Annotated in this window: 26 protein-coding genes and 1 pseudogene; 14 read left to right on the top strand and 13 right to left on the bottom strand. The window is 63.5% G+C overall.

Features of this window, described 5'->3' with window-relative positions; genetic code table 11:
- Window positions 1-580 precede the first annotated feature (580 nt).
- Complete coding sequence (locus AC3CB8_RS25230) at window positions 581-1,321, bottom strand: sulfotransferase family protein (RefSeq protein ID WP_352549958.1); 741 nt, start codon at window positions 1,319-1,321, stop codon at window positions 581-583.
- A gap of 211 nt (window positions 1,322-1,532) precedes the next feature.
- Between AC3CB8_RS25230 and AC3CB8_RS25225 the strand changes: the two genes are divergently transcribed.
- Entirely contained in the window at window positions 1,533-1,778 is a 246-nt protein-coding gene (locus tag AC3CB8_RS25225) for an exopolysaccharide production repressor protein (protein ID WP_023784368.1), read from the top strand.
- A 485-nt stretch (window positions 1,779-2,263) separates the two neighbouring features.
- A complete protein-coding gene (locus tag AC3CB8_RS25220) occupies window positions 2,264-2,563 on the top strand; it encodes a DUF1236 domain-containing protein (protein WP_352549957.1) in 300 nt (99 codons plus the stop codon).
- A gap of 86 nt (window positions 2,564-2,649) precedes the next feature.
- On the opposite strand, the gene yghU is transcribed toward AC3CB8_RS25220, so the two are convergent.
- A complete protein-coding gene (gene yghU, locus AC3CB8_RS25215; protein ID WP_023775063.1) occupies window positions 2,650-3,516 on the bottom strand; it encodes a glutathione-dependent disulfide-bond oxidoreductase in 867 nt (288 codons plus the stop codon).
- Between the two features lie 246 nt (window positions 3,517-3,762).
- On the opposite strand from yghU, the gene AC3CB8_RS25210 reads away from it, so the two are divergent.
- Window positions 3,763-4,668, top strand: coding sequence for a S1C family serine protease (locus tag AC3CB8_RS25210; RefSeq protein ID WP_023775064.1), 906 nt, complete (start codon window positions 3,763-3,765; stop codon window positions 4,666-4,668).
- 22 nt (window positions 4,669-4,690) lie between these two features.
- A complete protein-coding gene (locus AC3CB8_RS25205; RefSeq protein WP_352563575.1) occupies window positions 4,691-5,647 on the top strand; it encodes a LysR family transcriptional regulator in 957 nt (318 codons plus the stop codon).
- A 24-nt stretch (window positions 5,648-5,671) separates the two neighbouring features.
- On the opposite strand, the gene AC3CB8_RS25200 is transcribed toward AC3CB8_RS25205, so the two are convergent.
- Both AC3CB8_RS25200 and AC3CB8_RS25195 read right to left on the bottom strand, forming a co-directional pair.
- On the bottom strand, window positions 5,672-6,400 hold the full coding sequence (locus AC3CB8_RS25200) for an SDR family oxidoreductase (protein WP_352563576.1): 729 nt from the start codon (window positions 6,398-6,400) through the stop codon (window positions 5,672-5,674).
- A gap of 156 nt (window positions 6,401-6,556) precedes the next feature.
- Window positions 6,557-7,012, bottom strand: coding sequence for a MarR family winged helix-turn-helix transcriptional regulator (locus tag AC3CB8_RS25195; RefSeq protein ID WP_023775067.1), 456 nt, complete (start codon window positions 7,010-7,012; stop codon window positions 6,557-6,559).
- A gap of 65 nt (window positions 7,013-7,077) precedes the next feature.
- Between AC3CB8_RS25195 and AC3CB8_RS25190 the strand changes: the two genes are divergently transcribed.
- Window positions 7,078-7,557 (top strand): cupin domain-containing protein, encoded by a 480-nt coding sequence (locus AC3CB8_RS25190; RefSeq protein WP_023784374.1) that lies wholly within the window; start codon window positions 7,078-7,080, stop codon window positions 7,555-7,557.
- A gap of 66 nt (window positions 7,558-7,623) precedes the next feature.
- Here the strand turns inward: AC3CB8_RS25190 and AC3CB8_RS25185 are convergent, their stop codons facing one another.
- Window positions 7,624-7,968, bottom strand: coding sequence for a VOC family protein (locus AC3CB8_RS25185; RefSeq protein ID WP_352563577.1), 345 nt, complete (start codon window positions 7,966-7,968; stop codon window positions 7,624-7,626).
- A 185-nt stretch (window positions 7,969-8,153) separates the two neighbouring features.
- On the opposite strand from AC3CB8_RS25185, the gene AC3CB8_RS25180 reads away from it, so the two are divergent.
- A complete protein-coding gene (locus AC3CB8_RS25180) occupies window positions 8,154-8,753 on the top strand; it encodes a YdeI/OmpD-associated family protein (RefSeq protein WP_352563578.1) in 600 nt (199 codons plus the stop codon).
- Window positions 8,754-8,758: 5 nt separating this feature from the next.
- Here the strand turns inward: AC3CB8_RS25180 and AC3CB8_RS25175 are convergent, their stop codons facing one another.
- The gene (locus AC3CB8_RS25175) at window positions 8,759-9,709 is read right to left on the bottom strand and encodes a LysR family transcriptional regulator (protein WP_352595322.1); all 951 of its coding nucleotides are present in this window, start codon (window positions 9,707-9,709) and stop codon (window positions 8,759-8,761) included.
- A 124-nt stretch (window positions 9,710-9,833) separates the two neighbouring features.
- Here AC3CB8_RS25175 and AC3CB8_RS25170 point away from each other — a divergent pair, with 124 nt between their 5' ends.
- The 4 genes from AC3CB8_RS25170 to AC3CB8_RS25155 all read left to right on the top strand — a co-directional run bounded on the left by AC3CB8_RS25170 (window position 9,834) and on the right by AC3CB8_RS25155 (window position 12,690).
- Complete coding sequence (locus tag AC3CB8_RS25170) at window positions 9,834-10,313, top strand: carboxymuconolactone decarboxylase family protein (RefSeq protein ID WP_023775072.1); 480 nt, start codon at window positions 9,834-9,836, stop codon at window positions 10,311-10,313.
- Between the two features lie 55 nt (window positions 10,314-10,368).
- Window positions 10,369-11,121 (top strand): SDR family oxidoreductase, encoded by a 753-nt coding sequence (locus AC3CB8_RS25165; protein ID WP_023775073.1) that lies wholly within the window; start codon window positions 10,369-10,371, stop codon window positions 11,119-11,121.
- A 45-nt stretch (window positions 11,122-11,166) separates the two neighbouring features.
- Window positions 11,167-11,595 carry a cupin domain-containing protein gene (locus AC3CB8_RS25160; RefSeq protein ID WP_023775074.1) on the top strand — a complete coding sequence of 143 codons (429 nt, stop codon included), beginning with the start codon at window positions 11,167-11,169 and terminating at the stop codon, window positions 11,593-11,595.
- 66 nt (window positions 11,596-11,661) lie between these two features.
- The gene (locus tag AC3CB8_RS25155) at window positions 11,662-12,690 is read left to right on the top strand and encodes a mechanosensitive ion channel family protein (RefSeq protein WP_352563581.1); all 1,029 of its coding nucleotides are present in this window, start codon (window positions 11,662-11,664) and stop codon (window positions 12,688-12,690) included.
- On the opposite strand, the gene AC3CB8_RS25150 is transcribed toward AC3CB8_RS25155, so the two are convergent.
- The gene (locus AC3CB8_RS25150; protein ID WP_015316869.1) at window positions 12,673-13,161 is read right to left on the bottom strand and encodes an RrF2 family transcriptional regulator; all 489 of its coding nucleotides are present in this window, start codon (window positions 13,159-13,161) and stop codon (window positions 12,673-12,675) included. The genes AC3CB8_RS25155 and AC3CB8_RS25150 overlap by 18 nt on opposite strands.
- 134 nt (window positions 13,162-13,295) lie before the next feature.
- Window positions 13,296-13,924, bottom strand: a pseudogene (locus AC3CB8_RS25145) (glutathione S-transferase family protein).
- 176 nt (window positions 13,925-14,100) lie between these two features.
- Here AC3CB8_RS25145 and AC3CB8_RS25140 point away from each other — a divergent pair.
- Complete coding sequence (locus AC3CB8_RS25140) at window positions 14,101-14,799, top strand: SDR family NAD(P)-dependent oxidoreductase (RefSeq protein ID WP_023795606.1); 699 nt, start codon at window positions 14,101-14,103, stop codon at window positions 14,797-14,799.
- A gap of 404 nt (window positions 14,800-15,203) precedes the next feature.
- Here AC3CB8_RS25140 and AC3CB8_RS25135 read toward each other — a convergent pair whose 3' ends face one another.
- The gene (locus AC3CB8_RS25135) at window positions 15,204-15,491 is read right to left on the bottom strand and encodes a hypothetical protein (protein ID WP_023775079.1); all 288 of its coding nucleotides are present in this window, start codon (window positions 15,489-15,491) and stop codon (window positions 15,204-15,206) included.
- Window positions 15,492-15,645: 154 nt separating this feature from the next.
- On the bottom strand, window positions 15,646-15,960 hold the full coding sequence (locus tag AC3CB8_RS25130) for an EthD family reductase (protein WP_031252287.1): 315 nt from the start codon (window positions 15,958-15,960) through the stop codon (window positions 15,646-15,648).
- 275 nt (window positions 15,961-16,235) lie between these two features.
- Between AC3CB8_RS25130 and AC3CB8_RS25125 the strand changes: the two genes are divergently transcribed.
- Window positions 16,236-17,858 carry an ABC-F family ATP-binding cassette domain-containing protein gene (locus AC3CB8_RS25125; protein ID WP_352563582.1) on the top strand — a complete coding sequence of 541 codons (1,623 nt, stop codon included), beginning with the start codon at window positions 16,236-16,238 and terminating at the stop codon, window positions 17,856-17,858.
- Between the two features lie 68 nt (window positions 17,859-17,926).
- On the opposite strand, the gene AC3CB8_RS25120 is transcribed toward AC3CB8_RS25125, so the two are convergent.
- On the bottom strand, window positions 17,927-18,367 hold the full coding sequence (locus AC3CB8_RS25120) for a lipid-binding SYLF domain-containing protein (protein ID WP_023775082.1): 441 nt from the start codon (window positions 18,365-18,367) through the stop codon (window positions 17,927-17,929).
- A gap of 222 nt (window positions 18,368-18,589) precedes the next feature.
- Here AC3CB8_RS25120 and AC3CB8_RS25115 point away from each other — a divergent pair, with 222 nt between their 5' ends.
- Entirely contained in the window at window positions 18,590-18,955 is a 366-nt protein-coding gene (locus AC3CB8_RS25115; RefSeq protein WP_352563583.1) for a hypothetical protein, read from the top strand.
- 65 nt (window positions 18,956-19,020) lie between these two features.
- On the opposite strand, the gene AC3CB8_RS25110 is transcribed toward AC3CB8_RS25115, so the two are convergent.
- Complete coding sequence (locus tag AC3CB8_RS25110) at window positions 19,021-19,731, bottom strand: hypothetical protein (RefSeq protein WP_352563584.1); 711 nt, start codon at window positions 19,729-19,731, stop codon at window positions 19,021-19,023.
- A 154-nt stretch (window positions 19,732-19,885) separates the two neighbouring features.
- Complete coding sequence (locus tag AC3CB8_RS25105; RefSeq protein WP_352563585.1) at window positions 19,886-21,412, bottom strand: FAD-dependent monooxygenase; 1,527 nt, start codon at window positions 21,410-21,412, stop codon at window positions 19,886-19,888.
- A 264-nt stretch (window positions 21,413-21,676) separates the two neighbouring features.
- Between AC3CB8_RS25105 and AC3CB8_RS25100 the strand changes: the two genes are divergently transcribed.
- On the top strand, window positions 21,677-22,651 hold the full coding sequence (locus AC3CB8_RS25100; RefSeq protein WP_224583908.1) for a GlxA family transcriptional regulator: 975 nt from the start codon (window positions 21,677-21,679) through the stop codon (window positions 22,649-22,651).
- Window positions 22,652-22,718 lie beyond the last annotated feature (67 nt).

Raw genomic sequence — 22,718 nt, 5'->3', positions numbered from 1 at the left:
CGCCAACCAGGGCGGCTCGTACCGCCGCAACAACACCATCGCACATCGCCCATACGTGGGAAACTTACGCGAAAGCGGAATAGGCGGGGGCTGCAAGACCCGGCATTCTAGCCGGCATGTTCGACCAACCGCCAGACGGCTTGGCGAGGCGGTGACGCAGTATGGCAAAGTGCTGGTCCATGGATTGACCGGGGGCGTTGCGTTGCTATCTGACTCGATAGGCTGCGCGCCTGCGGATCGAACTGATCGGTTTTCCTTGTAGGACCAAGGTCTTGCTTCGTGCGCCCGAAGGTCCGAGAGGCCCCGTTCGGTTCAGGCTATGTCCATTGGACGTTCCGCTATTTTATCCAATTGAGATATGGTCACACGGCGTCGCCGCCAGGTTCAAGAACGGTAGCCTGCTCGGACAGGCATGGGCTGGTGGCCGCCCGGCAGGGGAAGACAAGCGCAAAAGTCCGGCGAAAGCCGCTGCCAGCCAGCTTGCCCGCATGAAAGCGGGTAGCTTTTGAGGTCGTCTGTTTCGGAGCGAAAAACTTGACCGCTCCATGCAGGCAAGGGATCGAGCTCCCTGGGCTTGCCGTTACCCCAGCCACCACCACAATGCCGCCATCACCGCCGCGATGGCGGCCATCGTCAGCCCCAGCATGATGTAGGAGCCTTTGATGATGTCGCGGATGATCTTCTTGATCGTTTCGCGGTCGTTCAGGTTGGGGAAGGTTTCGTTTGGCTGGGCGACGTCGAGGAAATGGCAGAGCGGCCCCCAGCCTTCACTGACGTTGAACACCAGCAGCTTTTCCGGCGGCACGGCTGCTTTCACTTCGTCGACATAGCTCACGTAGCGGGCAACCGCCTTGTCGCGGTCACCCATGACGCCGGCCAATGTGCGGCCCCAGATGAGCTTGCGCGACATGTCGCCGAACTTGCGGCCGAACGGTGTGAGCCATTCCAGGATCTTGAACTGCCACAAGTTCTCGGTGAAGTAGATCGTGTCGATGGTGCTTTCATACCAGGCCTCGGCGCCGCGTGGGTGTAGCGTCAACAGCACCTTGGCCTCGGGGTAGGCAGCCATCAATTCCTTCCAGACGCAGCAGCCTGGATTGTCGACGGTGGCCGTATAGTTTGCGAACACGCGGTTCCAGTCGTGCTGGGTGCCGGGCGGGCTGTTGGCCACCGCGCGCCAGAAATCAAGATGGCCCTTATTGGCCTTGTTTATAATCACTTCCTGCATGTGATAGCAGGGCAGGCCGAGCCTGTTCAGCGCTGCAAAGGTCGACCATGTGCCGGTGCGGCCGAAACCGGCGCCGATAAGCTTGAGCGTCATTTCCAATCCCCCCGGACGTCTTTTCCCGAATATCGCGGTCCGTGAGCATTAAACTGCTCCTGCTGGGGCCGCCGCGCAACAAACTTCTACATGGATGCCCAGGCAGGCGCCATACTTGCGTAGTCGCTAAAATAATGAAAGCCTGCACGCGGGTGTGAAGAGGGGCAGGGAGTTGCCGAGACCGGAACCGGTCCGGCGATCTTGAAGGTCGATGTATTTTGGGCAATTTCTCGTCGGGATGTCGGCGACCACGATCCTTGTCGCGGTGTGGACCTATATTGCTACCGGTTCGTTCTGGGTGGCACTTGCCTGGACAGCGGTGGTCCTGATCGTCCTGCAGGTCGGCTACTTCGTGCTCGTCCTGGGGTTGATCCACAGGCGCGCGCAAGACGCCGCGATGAGCCCGGATGCAGTCAACCCGGTGCCGCCGCTCCATCGGGACGGCGTCCGATTCTAACGAAGAGCTCCCGCTCCTGCCAGCCTATCGAGCGTTGCGGACCTTCCGCCAAATCGCTACGGCGCATGGTGGAACGAAGCTGCGATGCGTGCGTTTTTCCTGTCGCGATCGGCGAGGCGCCACCTCCACCGGTCCGTTGAAGGCCCGTTCTGCTCCCGGCAGGGCGGGCCTTTTTTGGATGCCGGGAGAGCATTTGGAACGACACTCCTCGCTATACGTTAGTTGTTGCTAAGGAGCGGGTAATCCGAGAAAGAGGCGACATTGCTTGCGCTGCAAAGCGCGATGCTTTGCTATTCCCGCAAATTAGAAGAAGTTTCTTCCGAAAAGCAAAGCATACCAGTGCTTATCCTTACCAGTACGCAAAACGAAATGTGGCATGTTTCTGGATGCGCGCCACATTTATTTCACAAGCAGGGACGGAACCTCCCAGTTACGTGAGAGTTTTCCCTTAGGCGGAGCGAACATATCCAATCATGGAGGTTATTATGAAACATTATCTTACGAGCGTCGCGGCTGCCGTCGTCCTGCTGGGCGGCGTAGGAGCGGCCCTGGCGGACACGATCGTGGTCCAGCCGGAACAGGAGACGGTGGTTCGCGAATACGTCAAGAAGGAGCCGCTGGCGTCGGTGAACCTTCTGGGCGTCGAGCTCAAGCTCGGCTCGTCAGTGCCGGACAAGGTCGAACTGCGCGAAGTCCCCAATGTCAAGTATCGCGTTGCGGTGATCAACGATCAGACAGTGCTGGTCGACCCGGACACCCGTCAGATCGTGGAAGTTCTTCACTGATCCGTCTCGTGCATCAAGCAAAAAGCCCATCACCGATTTGATCCGGTGATGGGCTTTTATTTTGCCGCCCGCCAGTTCTCCAGAATTTACTCGGCGGCCAGCTTGTCCTGCGTCCTGGTGTCGAAGTCGCTTGCGTCATGGCGTTCGTGCAACTGCATGGACGGCTCGCCAAAGGCGCGGTTGACCATGCGGCCACGCTGGACAGCGGGCCGTTCGTCGATCGCCTTTGCCCAGCGCTGAACGTGCTTGTAATCCTGAACCGACAGGAATTCGGCGGAATCATTGTACATCCGGCCGAGCGCCAGCCCGCCATACCAGGGCCAGACCGCCATGTCGGCGACCGAATAATCCTTGCCACCGAGATACTCGACCTCGGCTAGCCGGCGGTCGAGTACGTCCATCTGCCGCTTCACCTCCATCGAGAAGCGGTCGATGGCGTATTCGAACTTCTCCGGCGCATAGGCGTAGAAATGGCCAAACCCGCCGCCGAGATAGGGCGCAGAACCCATCTGCCAGAACAGCCAGGACAGCACTTCCGCCCGGGCCGGCTGTTCGGTGGGCAGGAATTCACCGAATTTTTCGGCAAGATAGACCAGGATCGAGCCGGATTCGAAGACGCGCAGCGGGGTCTTGCCGCTGCGATCCATCAGGGCGGGGATCTTGGAATTGGGATTGACCTCGACAAAGCCGCTGCCGAACTGGTCGCCATCGTTGATCCGGATCAGCCAGGCGTCGTATTCGGCGCCCTTGTGGCCAAGCGCCAGAAGCTCCTCCAGCATCACCGTCACCTTGACGCCGTTCGGCGTCGCCAGCGAATAAAGCTGCAGCGGGTGCTTGCCGACGGGCAGGTCCTTGTCATGCGTCGGACCGGCGATCGGCCGGTTGATGTTGGCAAAGCTGCCGCCATTGGCCTTGTTCCAGGTCCATACTTTCGGCGGGGTGTATTCGGTCATTGCACGGCCTCTTGTCGTGGGAAGGATGGATAGGCGCTTATAGGTAGGGCCGTGGAGGAGGAAGTTCAACTTGTGTTGAACTATGTTAATCTTGGGCCGCCGCATTGTCCTGCCGGGCGTTCGAACCTCGAAAGGCCAAGTGATTGGCTTCGTGGTCCATGGCCACCGTTCACACCCCTTGCGCCTTCTCCCGCGTGGCATACCTATACAGCAAGCCGCCAGGCATTCGCATCGCAGGACAAAATCATGACCATCAATCCCAATCCGCGCTCCGTGGTTGCCGTGCGGGCGACCGTTCCGGAGGATGCCTTCACGGCCGGGGCCCTCGGCACGCTCAGGGAGGGCAGCGGCGTCGTCATCCGCGATGACGGGCTGGTGCTGACCATCGGCTATCTCATCACCGAGGCGGAAGAGGTCTGGCTGACCTCGCATGACGGCCGTGTCATTCCCGCGCATGCGCTGGCCTACGACCAGGAATCGGGCTTTGGCCTCGTCCAGGCGTTGGCGCCGACCGGCCTGCCGGCCGTGGCGCTGGGCGATGCCGGCAAGGCCAGGATCGGCGACGCGGTGGTGCTTGCCGACGGCATCGGCCGGGCAGTCGAGGCCAAGATCGTCACCAAGCAGGAATTCGCCGGCTATTGGGAGTATCTGCTCGACGAGGCGATTTTCATCGCGCCGGCGCATCCGTCCTGGGGCGGCGCGCCCTTGTTCAGCGCCGAGGGCGCACTGCTCGGCATCGGTTCGCTGCGCCTGCAGATGAGCCGCGCCGGCGAGGTGGCCGATATCAACATGGTGGTGCCGATCGACCTGTTGCCGCCGATCCTCGACGATTTGCTGACGCGTGGCCAGGTGGCCAAGCCGCCGCGCCCGTGGCTCGGGGCGCTGTCGGCCGAAAGCGACGGCAAGGTGGTGGTGATGAGCGTGACCGAGGGCGGCCCGGCCGCCAAGGCCGGCCTGCGCGAAGGCGATGTCATCTCCGAGGTTCGCGACGGCGCGGTCGACGGGCTCGCCGATTTCTATCGCAAGCTGTGGGAAAGCGGTTCGGCCGGTGCCGAGATCCCGATGCGGGTGGTGCGCGACGGCCGCGAAACGTGGCTGCGCGTGAAATCCGCCGACCGCGGCAGTTTCCTGAAAAAGCCACAACTGCAGTAGGCCGGGCGATTTCGGCCAGGTGATGCATCCAAGACTGCTCAAGACCTTCCTCGCGGTGGCGCGCTGCCGCACCATCACGCGCGCCGCCGAGACGGTTCATCTCGCCCAGTCGAGTGTGAGCGACCAGATCCAGACGCTGGAGGCCGAGCTTGGCGCTGTCTTGTTCACGCGCGCGAAGTCGGGCCTCGAACTGACCCCGGCGGGACTGGCGTTGAAGCCCATCGCCGAGGAACTGCTGCGGCTCGATGCCGAAGCGCGGGCGGCGGTGCTCGCGGTGGCGGGACAGACCAGCGGAGCGCTGACCATCGGCGCCCTTGAGACGATCGCCTCGGCCCGGCTGGCGCCCTGGCTGCCGGGGTTCCAGGCCAGTTATCCTGATATCGCCGTGCGGATTAAAGTCACTGATAGCGGCACGCTGCTGCGCCTGCTGGAGGAGGGCGACATCGATGTCGCCTTCTGTTTCGAGCGCCGCGACATATCCGACGGCGGCGCTGATCAGCGCTTCGCCAGGCGCACGATTTTGGCCGAACCGTTGGTACTGGTCACCGCGCCGGGGCAGAAGCTGGCTCCGTGCGACCTTGCCGCCCTTGCGGCGCTGCGCTTTGTGACGACGGAGCCTGGGTGCATCTACCGGCACATGTTCGACACCGCCTTTGCCGAGGCGGGCACTGGTGCGCCTGAACTTGCCGCGGAAGTCGGCAGCATCGGTGCCATTGCCCGGCTGGTGGCGGCCGGCGCGGGGCTGGGGCTCGTTCCACGTCTGGCCGTCAGCGACGCGCTCAAGCGTCGTGAGCTGATCGAACTGCCTTGGCCCGGCCCGAAACAGACGGCGCCGCTGATGATGATCTGGCGGCGCCGGCGCGTCCAGCCGCCGGCATTGCGCCGACTGCTCACCGCCGCGCGCGACATGCAGGCGCCGGCATCCTCGAAAGCCAGTTCAGACGCTGAGTCCTCAAGCCGCTCCAAGGTCTTGCTTTGAAAGCATTTCGCAGAGCCGTCTGTTTTAGACGAGACGATGTCCGCCCTCGACGTGGAGCGTCGTGCCGGTGGTAAAGCCATTGCCGATGAGGAAGGCAATCGCGTCGGCGATGTCCTCGGGCTGGCCGATCCTGCCGACGGGCAGGCGCTCGGCCATGGCCGCAAGCGTCTCTGCCTTCCTCTTGCCGGCAACCTGCGCCCAAATCTCGGTATCGACCCAGCCGGGCGACACCGCGTTGACGCGGAGCGGCGCGAGTTCTATCGCCAACGCCCGCACCAGCCCTTCGAGCGCGGCATTGACGGCGGCGACGACCGAGCCGCGCGCGGCCGGCCGGTAGGCGGCGATGCCGGAGACGAAGGTCATCGAGCCAGCCACTGCTAGCCGTGGCGAACCATGCTTGGCAAGCAGCAGCGGGCCGAAGAGCTTGCTGTGGACCACGCGTTGCGCCGCCTCGAGATCGAGCTCCGGCAGCAGCCGGTAGGCGCCTTCGATGTCGGCGGCGGTGCTGACGATATGGTCGAGGCCGCCGATCCCGGCGAACAACGCCCCGACCTGGTCTTCCCGGGTGATGTCGACAGTGGCCAGCCCCAGCCCTGCGGGATTACCCAGCGCCTCACGCGCTTGCCGAAGCCTGTCCTCGCCGCGCCCGGCGATGATAACTTCGGCCCCGGCTGCGAGGCAGCGCCTTGCAAGCGCGAGGCCCATGCCGGACCCGCCGCCGACGATCAGGATTTTCTGGTTCGAAATGCTCATTTCCGCTCTGCCTTCGTTTGGTTGGACAAGGGCAGGGAATTGACAGCTCGATGCGGTGAGGGGAAACGGAAGAAACCGATGGTGCTATCGGAGATGCCGATTGGTCCCGGCGCGGTGCGGTTTGGAAACCCGATTGCCTCGATAGCCGGAGCTTGCTCAACGGGCCAGCGGGCTATCCCAGACCGCGAACAAGAGCACCTTAAGTTCGGCGAAGCGCTTCGGCCCAAGTTCGGTGCGCCAGTCCTCCTCGATGTCGCGCAATATGTCGACCATTTTCCAGAAAGCGGCGTGGCCGCGCTCGGTGGACCGCACTACGCGCGCGCTGCCTTCGCCGTCGGAGCGGACGAGATAACCGTACCCTTCCAGACTGGTGAGCAACTGGTTGATGGCCTGCTTGCTCATGCCGGCACGCTCGGCGATCGTTCCGGGCCGCGCGCCGTCCGGGCCGGGAAACTGCAGCACGGCCATATGCGGAAGACGCAGTTCGTCGAAGCCGGCGGCGTTGAGCTCCCTGATCAGCCGGCGCTGGATGGCCTGGGCTGGCACGCGCAGCAGGGCGCCGATCAAAAGGTCCTCGGTCTTGGTCCGCAGAACTTCGTTGGAGGTGGCCATTGACGATCCGGTAAATTGAGTTTACTGATAGCTAGTAAATGTAATTTACCGGGAGGATTTGCGCAATGTCAGCCATGCAGCTTCAGGTCAATCCAGCCGACGAAACCATTGGCGACGGTGACAAGGGGCTAGCGATTCGCTTCCTGGTGACGGGCGACGGTTCGAATGGCAGCGTCGCCGCCTTCGAGTTGAAGGTAGCCAGCGGACTGCGCCTGCTGGCGCCGGCGCACAGCCATGATCACTACGAGGAGACGATCTATGGTGTTGACGGGGTGCTGACCTGGACCGTCGACGGCAAGCCGATCGAGGTCGGACCGGGAGATGCGCTGTGTATTCCGCGCGGTGCCGTCCACCGGTTCGACAACAATGGCAGCCAAGGCGCGAAGGTGTTGTGCGTTGTCACCCCGGCGGCGATCGGCCCGGACTATTTTCGCGAGATTTTCGCCATGTTCCACGCCGCCGCCGGCGGTCCGCCTGACAAAGCCGGGATGATGGAGATCATGCGCCGCCATGGGCTGACGCCGGCAGTCCCGCCGCCGGCCTAGGCGGCCTATCTCCCCGTCCTGGGGCGCAGGAGGGAAATGCCGTCCTGCGCGGGCAGTTCGGCGCTCCTATTCGCGTTCGGCGCTCGCGAACACCACCAGGTTCCCGTCGGGATCGCGCATGCGCATGATCCAGAAATGGTCGGCCTCCTCGATCGGGCCGGGTTCGAGACCGGCATCTAGAAGCCGCTGCCTCTCGGGCGCCAGCGGCAGCACGCCGAGCGTCAGTGTCGAGGTGCCGGCTTTCTCCTTGTCCTCGAACAGCTGCACTTCGGCACTGTCAGTGAATTGCCATTCGGCCAGCCTCGGCATCGGCCGGCGCAGCGGCGGCTTGCCGAAGAGTTTTCCGTACCAGCCGATGCTGGCCTCGAGGTCGGAGCAATTGACATGTGCGAAAATGGTTTCGATTGCCATTAGGAAACCTCCATCGAACGGTGCGCTCTTGCCGCAACGCGGTGCTGGATGGCACGTTCCGGTGCTTCCTGACCGCGTGCTCCATTGCTGACGAAAACTGACAATGGGTCATGCCATGATGGCGGCAATCGCACGATGATGAAGGTAATACCGATGACGACAATCCTGAACGGACATGCCGGCTGATGGCGCCGGTCAAGGTCGACCCCGACAAGGTCCGGGAATTCCCCGATGCGGCGAGTTTCTACGCCTGGCTTGGCCAGCACCACGCCACGGAAACCGAAGTGTGGATCAAGGTCCACAAGGTGGGGTCGGGACTGAAGTCGATCACACCGAAGGAAGCCATCGACGTCGCGCTGTGCTTCGGCTGGATCGACGCCGTGCGCAAGGGACTGGACGAGAACAGTTTCCTGCAGCGCTACACGCCGCGCGGCAAAAAAAGCATCTGGAGCAAGATCAACATCGACAATGTCGCGCGGCTCATCGAGGAGGGCCGCATGACCGAGCACGGGTTGAAACAGGTCGAGGCGGCCAGGGCCGACGGGCGCTGGGCACGTGCCTATGGCAGCGGCAAGGAAATGAAAATCCCCGATGATCTGCAAGCGGCGATCGATGCCGAGCCGGCTGCCAAGGCGATGCTGGAAAAGCTCAGCGCGCAGAACCGCTTCTCGCTCGCCTTCCGCACCCACAACATGAAGACCGAAGCCGGGCGCAAGAAGAAGATCGAAACCTTCGTGGCGATGCTGAAGCGCGGCGAGACGATCTATCCGCAGGGAAAGAAATAGGAGCCTTAAGACGCGGGAATGTGGGTCAAGGGTTCGGGAATTGTGCGCGCGGGCGCCGACGAAGCCATCAAGACATCGCTGCGGACGGCCTGGACAAGAAAGTCGAGGACCGTTGTCACACGCAGCGGGATATTCCGGCGGGACGGGTAGACGACATTGATCGGCAGGCGAGTCGGCGGAAAATCCGGCATCAGCTTGACCAGACTCCCCGCTTCGATGTCCGATCCGGCGAGGATGTGGGAAAGCACCGCAAGCCCGGCTCCCGCCAGGGTCGCGCGATGGACGGCCATCGAATTGTTGGCGACGAGGCGGGGCTCAATCCGCAGAACGACTTCCTCTGCTCCACTGGAGAACGACCATGACCGGCCGTCGCCGCCACGGCTGTAGCAAATGCAGGAGTGATCCTTGATGTCTTGCGGCGTCCGCGGTGTGCTGCGTCCCTCGAGATAGGCTGGGGAGGCCACGAGAAAGGCAGTTGTCCAGCCGATCCGGCGGCAGATCAGGCTGCTGTCACAGACCGGCCCGAGGCGTACCTCGAGATCGATCGCATTCGCGACCACGTCCGACGGTTCATCCCGAAGGAGCAACTCGACCTGAAGTGCCGGATGGCGCTCCAGCAGCTCTCCCAGACGGTCGCTGAGGAAGACGCCGAGGGGCGTCGGCAGGCTGAGCCTCACCTTTCCGGATATGGCTGCCGCTTCGGCGCCGCTGGCCTCGCCGAGCGCTTCGACCGCTTCGATGACGCGCAGCGCCATCGGCAGCATCCGTTCACCCTCCGCCGTCAAAGCGAGCGCGCTCGTCGTGCGGTGCAAGAGGCGCGTCTTGAGATGCGATTCCAGCGCGGAGACCTGGCGGGATACAGCCGGCTGCGTCAGATTGAGGTCGATGGCGGCCGCTGAGAAGGATTTTGTCTGCGCCACCCGCAGGAACGTTCGCAACGCCGATACGACGTCCATCCTCGCCCTCATACTTTTCGACATAAGCCTTATGTCCGCATCCTAAGCGGGTGGCGCTTTACTGTCCAGTCATTATGGATATTAATTGTCCTTAAGGATATTAGATATCCATAAAGGAAAAGCCATGACGCAGCGCCTGAACGCCGCCCAGCAATCGCCTGAACTCTTCAAGAAGCTCCTCGATTTCAGCATGGCCGAGACACATGGCGCGATCGAAGAGAAGCTCCGCGATCTGGTCCACGTCAGGGCATCCCAGATCAATGGCTGCGCCTTCTGCCTCGACATGCACGTCAAGGAAGCAAAGATCCACGGTGAGAGCGAGTTGCGGCTGTACCATCTCCCCGTCTGGCGCGAATCGATCCTTTTCATTCCCCGCGAACGTGCCGCCCTTGCCTGGACCGAAGCCGTCACCAAACTCCCCGAAGGCGGTATCCCGGACGAGCTCTATGAACGCGTGCGCGGGCAGCTTTCGGAGAAGGAAATCTCCGACCTCACCTTCTCGATCATGGCCATCAACGCCTGGAACCGTGTCAGCGTCGCCTTCAAGGCCGTGCCCGGCTCCGCGGACAAGCTCTACGGCCTCGACAAGGCCGGCCTGAACTGACCTCTCCCTCAACGAAACCATCAACGACGCGGCGCGACCGCGAACGGAGACTATCATGAAAATCGTCATCATCGGGGGCACCGGGCTTATCGGCTCCAAGACGGTCGAACGGCTGCGCAAGCAGGGCTGTGAGGTGGTTGCCGCCGCCCCGAATACCGGCGTCAACACCATCACGGGCGAAGGCCTGGAGGCGGCGCTCGCTGGCGCCGAGGTCGTCATCGACCTCGCCAATTCACCTTCGTTCGAGGACCAGCCCGCCATGGATTTCTTCACCACTTCAGGCCGCAACCTGCTCGCCGCGAGCAAAATTGCCGGGGTCAGGCACCACATCGCACTCTCTGTTGTCGGGACCGAACGCCTGCAGGACTGCGGCTATTTTCGTGCCAAGCTCGTCCAGGAAGAGCTTATCAAGGCCTCCGGCATCCCCTACACCATCGTTCATTCGACGCAGTTCATGGAATTCCTGGCCAGCATCGCCAAGTCCGGCACGGTCGGCGAGGCCGTGCACCTGTCGCCGGCCTATGTGCAGCCCATCGCATCGGACGACGTCGCCGATGTGATGGCCGAGATCGCGCTCGGCGCGCCGATCAACGGCATGATCGAGATTTCCGGTCCGGAGCGTGCGCGGATGAGCGAACTCGTCGCCCGCTACCTCAAGGCTGTCGGCGATCCCCGCGAGGTCGTGGCTGATCCGGAGGCGCTCTACTTCGGCGCGAGGCTGAACGACACTTCGCTCGTCTCCGACAACAATCCGCGCCTTGGCCGCATCACCTTCGAACAATGGTTCGCCACCGCGGCGCGGAAATGACCGCCAGGGGATGCGCCGTAGCTCAACACACAAAGGAGTTTTCGAATGATCAAGTCAATCGCCATCGCGCTCGCCGTGACAGCGGCACTGGCCGGCCAGGTTGGCGCCAAGGAGGCCCATCACGCCGGCGAGAAGGCCGCCAAGGTCACCCTCGTCTATGAGCATGAACTGCCGAATGCCCCGGGCAAAAGCATCAAGGGCATCATCGTCGAATATGGCCCCGGCGGCTACTCGGAGGCGCATACGCATCCAAGCTCCGCCTTCATCTATGCCACCGTTCTGGAAGGCTCCATCCGCAGCCAGGTCAACGACGACCCGGTCAAGGTCTACAAAGCCGGTGAGAGCTTTTCGGAGATGCCGGGTGATCGCCACAGCGTGAGCGAAAACGGCAGCGAGACGAAGCCCGCGAAGCTGCTGGCGGTGTTCGTGGTCGATAGCGCCCAGAAGGAATTAACCTATCCGGCCAAGAAATAGGGGCGCGAGGCCGGTCGCCCTTGCTCGCGTCCGGCCCTGCCGCCAGCCAATACTGTCGGTGAGCCCATGTTCGGCGATCATCATTTCCTGGCTCTGGTCTTGATCAACCTTCTCGGGCTTGCCGGCATCGTCGTCTGGTATTTCCAGGGCCGTGGGCGTCCCATGGCACGCCTGATCGTCCAGATCCTGTTCTTCGCCGTCATGACGGCCGTGCTCGGCTTCGGCGGCATCCTGCCGCATTGGGTCGACCAGGCGGACCTCCAGGGAACGGGCGCGTATCTGGCGAAGTCCGCGCGGATCCTCTGGTGGACGCATCTTGCCTGGACGCTCGTCGGCTTCGTGCGCCTCTACGTCGTTCTGGAGCACAGGCCGCGAGAAGCGCGCCTGCTCCAGGACCTGGTGGTCGCCGCGATCTATCTCGGCGTGGCGCTGTCGATAACGGGCTTCGTCTTCGGTGCTCCCATCGGAACGCTGGCGGCAACGTCAGGCGTGGTCGCGATCATGGTCGGACTTGCGCTGCAGAACACGCTTGGTGACGTCTTCTCCGGCATCGCGCTGACGCTGGGCCGACCCTACACGCTCGGCGACTGGATCATGCTGAGCGACGGCACGGAAGGACGTGTCGTTGAAACAACCTGGCGCTCCACGCATCTGCTTACCGGTGCGTATAATATCGTCGTCCTTCCCAACAGCGTCTTGGCGAAGCTCAGCCTGACCAATCTCAGCCGTCCCGACGCGACGCAGCAGATGACCCTGACCATTCGGATCGCGGCCACGCACGCGCCGCACGTCATCCAAGAGGCGATGTTCGCGGTCCTCCAGAGCTGCAAACGGATCGTCAAGGAGCCGCCACCGCTCGTCGCGCTCAAGGAGATCGACGCGGTGGCGATCGGCATGGACCTGCTCTTTTCCGTGGCCGGTCCAGGCGACCGCTTGCTGGCGAGGAATGAGGTGATCGACCTCATCCACCGCCATTGCGAGACGAATGGTCTGCGCCTTGCGATGTCGCCTCAGAGCTACGCCGTCCTATTGCCGGCGACGGGAGACCAGCCGCCCGCGACGGTCATGCGGCCACGTTCATCCGGCGCGCTCTAGCACCCATTCGAAGCTGTTTTTCCAAAGCTCCGCGGGGATGTCGAGCGCCAACGCTTCGGTGAGGTCGGAAAGCCTGACGGCGCGCAATTTTGCGCGCCAGGCCTCATCGGCCTCCCACATGATGCGCGCCACCGGGCAAGGGTTGCTTTCGCAATAGCCTTGGGGACGACACGGATTGTTCTCGCGGATATTGTTGCAAACAAACGTCCGCGCCTTGCCCTCAACCGCCTCCACGATGTCGAGGAAGGTCAGCTCTGCCGGCGTCCGCGCCAACCGGTATCCACCCGACGGCCCCAGCGTGGTGTGCACCAGTCCCGCCTGCGACAGGCTTTGCAGTGCCTTGGAGAGATATTCCTTGGGAAGGCCGTGGAACTCGGCAAGCGCTTTTGTCGAGAGATACCGTCCCTCGGGCAGACCGGCGAGAATGGCGCAGCAGTGCAGTGCCCATTCGACTTGGCTTTTCAGGATCATCCACGGGTTCCGGGGTCGGTACCGACCGACCTATTAAGGATAAAAAGTATCCCTATTCCACCGCGGTGTAAACAGAGACGGATTCTGGCGGGGAGCAATGAGCCGCTGTAGTCCGGGCCTGTCGGCGCATGCGTTCAGGATCCGGAATGCGGATCGATACTAGGGATGGACTGGGTGGCCGGGTCCGATGGCATCGCGCACGCGGTCCGTCCATGCGGCGAACGCCGGATAGTCAGGCAGCGAAAAGCCGCAATAGCCGGCGCGGTGGCTGTAGGCATAGACGGCGACGTCGGCGATGGTGAAGTCGCTGCCGGCGATGAACGGCGTCTCGCCAAGGCTGCGGTCCAGGGTGGCGAGCGTGCTGGCTCCGGCTTCGCGTTTTCCGGCAACCATGGCCTGGTTGCGCTCGAGCCGTCCGGTCGAGGTCCAGAAGCGCAGCGAGCCGATGATGGGCTCGACATTGTGTTGTTCGAAGAACAGCCATTGCATGAGCTTGGCACGCCGATAGCGGTCCGACGGCAGGAAGGGCGTGCCTTCGGCGAGGTAAGGTGAGGATCGCATTGGATTCGGCAATTGCGCTGCCGTCTTGGAGTTGAAGTACGGGAACAGCGCCTGCCGGGTTGAGCGCCTGGAAGGCGTTCGTATGGCTCTCGCCCTCGAAAATCGAGACGGGGTGGCTGTCGTGGGGAATCTCAAGCAATCCGAGCAGGGCCCGGACTTTCCAGCCGTTCCGCGATGGCGGATAATCGTAAAGCGTGAGCATGACCGGTCTTCGTGCTGGATCACCGATTGCATGGCGCGGCGCCTGCCGACACCCGATTCCTGCCCAAGCAACTCATGCAACCGATCGCACAATGACTGCGGTCTCCGCCGCCTAATAAATCAATTCCGTCCGTGCCATCTTCGCTTCGATGGTCGACATCCACAAAGGCATGACAGATGAGCATCCATTCCGGCAAAGTCGCCCTCGTCACAGGCGCCAATCGCGGCATCGGGCAGGAAACCGGCCGTCAGTTGGCCAAGCTCGGCTTCACCGTACTGCTCGGCGTGCGCGATGTCGCCAAAGGCGAGGCGGCGGCCAAGGCGCTCGATGGCCATGTCGAGGTCATCGCGCTCGATGTCGCCGCGCCTGACGCGGCTCGGACGGCAGCCGAAGGGGTCCAGCGGCGGTTCGGCCGGCTCGATGTGCTGATCAACAATGCCGCCGTCCATTACGACACCGGCTCGCGCGCCTCGCGGCCCGACTGGACCGTCATCCGCGAGGCGTTCGAGACCAACGTCTTCGGCGCCTGGCGGGCGGCCGCCGCCTTCGCGCCGCTGCTCGGGGCGGGCGGCCACGGCCGACTGGTCAATGTGTCGTCCGAAGGCGGTTCGCTGGCCTCGATGGGGCCGGGGGCGCCGGCCTATTCGACCTCGAAGGCGACGCTCAACGCATTGACGCGCGTGCTGGCGGCGGAGCTGCGCGGCTCCGGCGTGCTGGTCAATGCCGTCTGCCCGGGCTGGGTCGCCACCGACATGGGCGGACCGGGCGGACGCCCGGTCGCGCAAGGAGCGGCCGGCATCGTCTGGGCCGCGACCTTGCCGGACGACGGCCCGACCGGTGGCTTTTTTCGCGATGGCAAGAGATTGCCGTGGTGACGGCAGGACTGCCATGGTGATGGCGGGATTGCCATGGTGATGGCGGGACTGCCATGGTGATGGCGGTCGTTGAACAGGAGGTGAAGATGAGGATTGGAATTCCGGCGGCGCTTGGCATTGCCTAACGGCGTTCAGCATCTGAATCGGGAAGTTCTGCCAACTGGTTGTTTTCCCATCAATCTCGCCGGCTAACCGTGCATCATCTCTTCCATACGCAGCGCGCCAGCACGTGGCCCGGCTGCAGACCATGGAAAGCGACCGATGGAAGCAGGGGGGCTCCCAGCATCTGGGCGAGAAGTAAGCTATCGGCACGAGAGCGGCGAGGGGCGGACCGCTCGCGCAATTGCCCGCAGGAAAAAGCCGCCCCTTTTTCATGTCGGGTCTTCAAGGGGGATGATTGCTCGTCACTGGTTGAGGTCGACCGGTGTCACACCGAGGAGCTTCAGGGCGTTGGCGTAGGTCCGGATGCCTTGCGCCTGCTTGCTCTCGGCACAGAACCGGTTCGCCTTGTCCTGCAGTGCCGTTGCCTGCGCGATCTGGCTCGCACTGGCACCGGGTTCGGCCTTGGTCCGGATGGCGCCGTCGAGTTGAAGACCGAGCCGGCTGCAATATTCGCTTCGGGTGACCGCCGCCTCCGCACCCGACTGTGCGACCGCGAGCATGGCCAGCGAAATGCCTGCGAGCGCACTCATCCATCCGGTCGAATGTCGTTGCATCGCGGGCAGCATCCCTTGCATTGGTGGCGACCGCTGTCCGGTTGCCACGAGCATGTTATGCCCGACGATGTTTTCCTCAGTTTTTCCCGGATGTTGAATCTTGTTTCTGGAGTGTTTCTGGCGGTCGGGATCACACCTCGTCGGCGTCGAACAACAGCATCGTCAGATCGTCGTCGCCCGGAGCCAGTATCCGCCGGTCGGCGGCGCAGGCGACGCCGACTACCGAGGCGAAGGCGGTGCGGATGTCGTCGAGGCTGTCGAAATACAATGTTCCCACCAGATAAGGCATCTCGCCCGCCGACAGCTTGACGATGGGTCGCCTGCTGACATCGTAGCGCCGCAGCCCGGGAAGCTTCTTGGCAAGCGGTATATGAACGTCGAAATAGTGCCGGTCGAACGCGGCCGGATCGGCCGGGGTTTTGTAGATCACGAGCATCTTGGCCATTGCCATGGTCCTGTCCTGTTGATGTCGATGGTCAGCCTGTAAAGGCCGCCAAACCGAAGTCGTTCGACAATCGCGGATTTCGACGGCCGTCGATTTTTATGTGCGCCGGCAGGCAGGAGCAGCCATGCAAACAACCGATCCCCCCGGCCGAGGAGATCGGCGCTTCGTGCTCCGCCAAGGCATCCGCGGCGCTTCTGCCTCTTCCCCTGGCATCTTCATTCGCGTAAGGGCGCGGGCAAATCCTCCAATCTCCTTCGAGCCTCCCCCGGACCACCATGATCAGACTTGAAAACATCGGCAAGCAGAACGGCCGTCAGCTTGTCTTCATCGAGGCGTCGGCCACGCTGCAGAAGGGCGAGAAGATCGGCCTCGTCGGGCCGAACGGCGCCGGCAAGACGACCTTGTTTCGCATGATCACGGGCCAGGAGCAGCCTGACGAGGGCCAGGTGCAGGTCGATCGTGGCGTCACCATCGGCTATTTCAGCCAGGATGTCGGCGACATGGCGGGCCACAGCGCGGTCGCGGAAGTGATGAACGGTGCTGGGCCGGTGAGCGAGGTGGCGGCCGAAATGGCGCAACTCGAGGCTGCGATGGCCGACCCCGACCAGGCCGACCGGATGGATGAGATCATCGAAAAGTATGGCGAGGCGCAGCATCGCTTCGAGGAACTCGACGGCTATGCGCTGGACGGCCGCGCGCGCGAAGTGCTTGATGGTCTGGGCTTCAGCCAGGAGATGATGGACGGCGATGTCGGCAAGCTCTCGGGCGGCTGGAAGATGCGCGTGGCGCTGGCCCGCATCCTGCTGATGCGGCCAGACGCCATGCTGCTCGACGAACCGTCGAACCATCTCGACCTTGAGAGCCTGATCTGGCTTGAGCAGTTCCTGAAAGGCTATGACGGCGCGCTGCTGATGACCTCGCACGACCGCGAGTTCATGAACCGCATCGTCAACAAGATCGTCGAGATCGATGCGGGATCGCTCACCGCCTATTCCGGCAATTACGAATTCTACCAGCAGCAGCGGGCGATCGCCGACAAGCAGCAGCAGGCGCAGTTCGAGCGTCGGCAGGCGATGCTGGCCAAGGAGATCGCCTTCATCGAGCGCTTCAAGGCGCGTGCCTCGCATGCCGCGCAGGTGCAGAGCCGGGTGAAGAAGCTAGACAAGATCGACCGCGTCGAGCCGCCAAAGCGCCGCCAGGTGGTGAATTTCGAGTTCCAGCCGGCGCCGCGCTGCGGCGAGGACGTCGTCACCTTGAAGAACGTGCACAAGGCCTATGGAAGCCGCACCATCTATGAAGGGCTCGACTTCCAGGTCCGCCGCCGCGAGCGCTGGTGCATCATGGGCGTCAATGGCGCGGGGAAATCGACGCTGCTGAAGCTGGTGGCCGGCGCTTCCGATCCCGATACCGGCACGGTGGCGCGGGGACCGAGTGTGAAAATGGGCTATTTCGCCCAGCACGCCATGGAGTTGCTCGAAGGCGAGCGCACCGTGTTCCAGACGCTGGAGGATAATTTTCCGCAGGCCGGCCAGGCGCCGCTTCGGGCACTTGCCGGCTGTTTCGGCTTTTCCGGCGACGAGATCGAGAAGAAATGCCGGGTGCTGTCAGGCGGCGAGAAGGCAAGGCTGGTGATGGCGCTGATGCTGTTCGATCCGCCCAACCTTCTGGTGCTGGACGAACCGACCAACCATCTGGACATCACAACCAAGCAGATGCTGATCGAGGCGTTGTCGCAGTATGAGGGCACGATGCTGTTCGTCTCGCACGACCGGCATTTCCTGGCCGCGCTGTCGAACCGCGTGCTCGAACTGACGCCGGAAGGCATCCACACCTATGGTGGCGGCTATACGGAATATGTCGAGCGCACTGGACAGGAAGCACCCGGGCTGAGGAGCTGATTTCCAGTTTCAACATGTGTGCCGGAGCGCGTCGCACGGTCATGGCGACGCGCTTCATGCCACGAGGCTTATCTCAGCGAGATGGCGAGCCCGCTCAGATCGGCGTTGACCTGCAGGCCCACCTGTCGGCCCGTGAGTTCAAGCTGGGCGCCCTTGTCGTTGGTCATCACGATCACCTGGGCGCCTTTGCCGAGCGTGCCGCCGCCGCCGGCGGCGCCGTATACGCCAGTCACGTCCCGGACGCGCTTGATGTGGCGCACGGTGCCCTGGAAATAGGTCTTGGAGACCCCGAAGGCGAGGCCGCCCGAGACGCCGCCGATCGAGATCGGGTATTTGCGACCATGGAAAGTCAGCGTGCCCTCGCCACCTGAGCCGCCGACAAAGAAGGCCGCCTTGTAGACGGAGAAGCGGATTTTACCGCTGTCGGCATGCGCGGCGCTGGCCAGGCTGACGCCCGCAGCGGCGATCGCGGCAACGGCGATTGAACGAAATCCGGACGAAATGGTCATGATGGGAACTCCTGAAGATGGCCGCCTTGCCCGCCGGCAAGAATGTCGGGGTCGTATCAAGTTACAACTGAACAGTCTCGCCCATCATTGGTTCCAAGCCGCGGTCCAAATCCTGGCGATGGGCGGGCCGCCCGGAAACGAGGCCGGCTCTGGTCGCAACGGTCGTCTTGTGAGATGACGGCGTCCGTGTACTCTCCACGGTGGTTGGCAAGGGGATTCTGGATGAAAATTGCCGTGGGGCTTGCAATGTCCGCATTGGCGGCGACGATGACCGGATGCGCGACCTCTCCGGTCGACTACGGAGCCTCGCTTTCGCAGCAGGACCAGAAATGGGCAACGCCGCAATGCCAGCAAGCTCGAGCGGCGGCCTCGGACTACGCGGTCCGCGAAAAAACGCATCCGGGTTGGGAATTCGTCGCACTTGGCCCGTATGGCTTGGGGATCATAGCGGCCACCAAGGAGCACGAGCAGAAGCAGCGAAAGCTGCTCGCACGCGACGTCCATCTGCAATGTTCGAGCCTTCCCTTGCCCAAGGAATTGCAGGGCGATCTCGGCGCTGCTGGCCCCGTTAAGGCGAGATATCCATAGACGGGAATGCGGCGCGAGCGCGATCCTCGCGGAAAATCTTTACACGTTTTGCTGGAGTTGTTGCTTTACCGCAGCAATCCCTCCGCCTCGAACGTGTCCCAGCCCTCGAGCTTTGGCGAATCGTCTTTTCTCGAATTCCTGGTCCTGCGGGCGTTGCCCGTCCGCTTGCCTGCTCGCGTCAGTGCGGCCTTGCCGGCTCCGCGCCGCCTGTTTTCGGATGTTTCCCTCGCGTCCTCTTCCCGCCAGGCGGTCGCCAGGTCACGATCAAGAACGTCCTCGATGTGGCGTGGATCGAAGACATGGAAGGTCACGGCCTTGGATCGCCCGCGCATCTTCACGGTGCGCGTGCCGATGCTTTTCAGGCGACCATCCCTGAGCCACTTGTGCCGCTCGCGCGACGAGATGGTAAGAATGTCCTCCGCTTCTCGCGGAAGCACGGCCAGCGCTTCGATCCCTTCCAGTGTCCTGGAGATGGTCGCCGAGGCGGCCCGGAACGCATCCGCGTCGGCTTGCGGCATGCGCAAGACGATGCGGCCGGTCTCGGCCTTGGCAAATTTCCTCACTGTCCAGGGCAGCCTGGCTCGCACTTCGCGTTCGATCCCTTTCAGGCGCAAGGAGGAGCCAAGCGTCGCCGATGGCGGCAGCGGCCATTCGGCAACCATTGACGCGGCGCTCGCGCCTTGCTCGGCCGTCCGATCAGGGGTGGTCGCGATCGCCGCTGCGATGCCACCTAGGATCTTCCGCAGGGAACCGCGCTGCTTGGCTGCAGGTTTCATGTCTCATCTTCGCTCGTCAGGTGCCTGCCGTGCAACGATCGTTCGCACAACAGACAACCGAAATCAGGCTCGATCAGTTCCCCCTAGCAGGGGACCTGGCGGGTGTTCGATTTCATAGGCGGGGCACTTTGATTCCCTGCCCGATGGACACGCTTCATTCGGGTTCGCCAAACCACCGCGCCGCGGCCTTGGCAACTCCCTCGAGGTCTGGATCAGCGTCGGTGGCCCAGGCGACGAAGCCATCGGGGCGCACGAGCAGGGCACTCAAGCCCAGCCGCTCCCCGGCATTGCCGGCGACATAGGTAATCCGGTTCCTCGAGCGGCTGGCAAGTGCCTGAAGCGGGGCATGGCCGTCGAAGTCCAGAAGGAAGCCGCGCCCGGACCTCAGAAGCTCGCCGAGCCTTGTCCCGTCGGCCAGTTCGAAGTCGGGCGCGCTGCGGCCGACCAGGGGATGGGCGCTGCCGAGTTCGTGGCGCAGGGACACGCCCCAGACGCGCCCGGCGAAGTATGTCGCGCCGTCGCGCGTGCCGATGAGGTCGCGAATGATGGCTTCGAGTGCGCGCGAACCGCGGCTCGGCCGCATCAACGCGACCTGGGCGCGCGACCAGTCGAGGACCTGCGCGCCGACGGGGTGCCGCTCGTCGAAATAGCTGTCGAGCAGGCCCGCCGGCGCGTCGCCGCGGATGGTCGCGGCAAGCTTCCAGCCAAGGTTCATCGCGTCGCCAAGTCCAAGGTTGAGCCCCTGGCCGCCCAGCCGGGAATGGATGTGCGCGGCATCACCGGCGAGCAGCACGCGGCCCCTGCGGTAGGCCGTCGCCTGGTGGGCGCGGTCCGTCCAGGTGGTGGCAAGCCGGAGTTCCGTCAGGGTGACATCCGTGCCTGAAACGCGGCGCAACTCCGCCTGCACGTGCTCTGGTGTGACCGGCCGGGTGCGATGGAAAGCGCCGCCGTCGAACTCGACCATCGCGATCGTGCCCGGCCGCGCGTAAGTATACATGCCCGTCGCCGTGTAGCGGCGGCCCACTTGAAGTTTGTCGGGATCGGCCAACTCGACCTCGACGGAATAGCCGGTGAATTCGGGATCGGTGCCGGCGAATTCGAAGCCGCCGGCCTTGCGAACCGCGCTGCGGCCGCCATCGCAGGCGGCGAGCCAGCGCGCGCGAAACGTCTCGCCGCCGGCGCGGATGGTCACGTGGTCATCCGACTGCTTGACGTCCTCGACGCGGAGGCCGCGCCTGATCTCGGCGCCGATCGCGCTTGCCCGCGCGGCCAGAAGGGTTTCGATGGCCTCCATGTCGGACGCCATGTGGGTGCCGGCCGCGTCCGGCAGCCGATAAGGCCATTTCGAGCTGTCGACGGTGTCGAGGTAGAACTGGATGCCGGCGAAATGGCCGCCGGGCCGGCGCGCCTGCTGCATCCAGTGCGCGGCATCCGCAACGCCGCTGCCCGCCTGTTGCGGCGCGGCGATGTCGCCGAGCAGGCCGCGACGGTGAAAAGCTTCGATGGTGGGCGCTGAAAGACCGCGCATGCCGAAGGGCAGCCGCTTGAGAGGCGAGCTGGGATGCTCGGCCTGCTCCAGCACCAGCACGGCGAGGCCCGCCAAGCGCAGCTCACAGGCGAGAAACAGGCCGACGGGGCCAGCACCGGCAATCACGACATCATATGAATTGGGGTTGTGCATGAACTACTCCTTGGTCGATGTTCGACCGGAGCGTTCCTCGCGTTGAGACCCACACGGACGAACGATTGGGCGCTTGAGCAGCGTCCGATGTTCGTCGCGGGGATCTCGTGCACGAAGCCAAAGACCAGAACTTTCCCGGCGAAAGGAATTCGCTGGCGAAAGGAGTTGGGCTTACCAAACCAACTCTGCCTTTTCCGACACGGGCTATATAAGGGGGTGGCGACTGATGCGCAACAGAGTGCACGAGTACGGTTTTGAACAATAATGGCCAGGCGTTTTGCGTTTCTCCTCGTTCGCGACTTCACGCTGTCGCCGCTGTCGCTGTTCATCGACACGCTGCGGCTGGCGGGCGATGAGGGCGACCGCAGCCGCAGGATAGAGTTCGACTGGGAGATCGTCGGCGAACGCGGCCTGCCGATCCGGGCAAGTTGCGGCGTCGAATTGCTGCCGACCGGGGGGATCGGAAACCCCGAGGATTTCGACAACGTGGTCGTGGTCGGCGGGCTGCTCGACACCAACCGCAGCCTGAGTTCCGAGAAGGAGGCGTTCCTTTTGCGTGCCGCGGGCAAGGGCGTGCCGCTGACGGCGCTCTGCACGGGAAGCTTCGTGCTGGCGCGCTATGGGTTGCTCGATGGCTACAGCGCCGCCGTCAGCTGGTTCCACATCAAGGATTTCCGCAGCCGGTTCCCGGAGGTCAACGCCCATGCCGACAGCCTTTTTACCGTCGACCGGGGCCGCGCGACATGCGCGGGCGGCACGGGTGCCGCCGACCTCGCGGGCCATTTCGTGTCCCAGTTCATCGGCCAGAAGGCGGCGGAGAAGGCCGCCAAGATCCTGGTGCTCGACAGGATCAGGAGCAGCCGCGACGTGCAGCCCGTCGGCGACCTGTTTCCGGCGGCGTCGAGCCGGGCGGTGAAGCGGGCCTTGCTGTTGATGGAGAGCAACCTGCAGGAGACGCTGTCGGTGGCCGAGATCGCAAGCCGCCTGAACTGCTCGCGGCGCCAGCTCGAACGGCTCTTCGGGTTGGAACTGGGCATCGGTCCGATGGCGGCATATCTGACGCTCAGGGTGCATCATGCGAAGTCGCTGCTGGAAGGCAGCGACTTGCAGATCGGCGATATCGCCTACCGCTGCGGCTTCACCAATGCCGGCCATTTCAGCCGTGTGTTCCGCCAGCAGACCGGCATCACGCCAACCCACCTCAGGCATCCGAACCGGGCAGTGGCGGCGGGTGGATAATGGTAGGCGACGGCCTTGGTCGTGTCGCATACCCCGCCTGGCCGATTGCGTCGGTGCGGAAGCTGGC

The organism is Mesorhizobium sp. P160927 (assembly GCF_057766385.1).
Note: the sequence above shows the minus strand (reverse complement) of the source record. Positions and strands in the feature narration are given on the sequence as shown.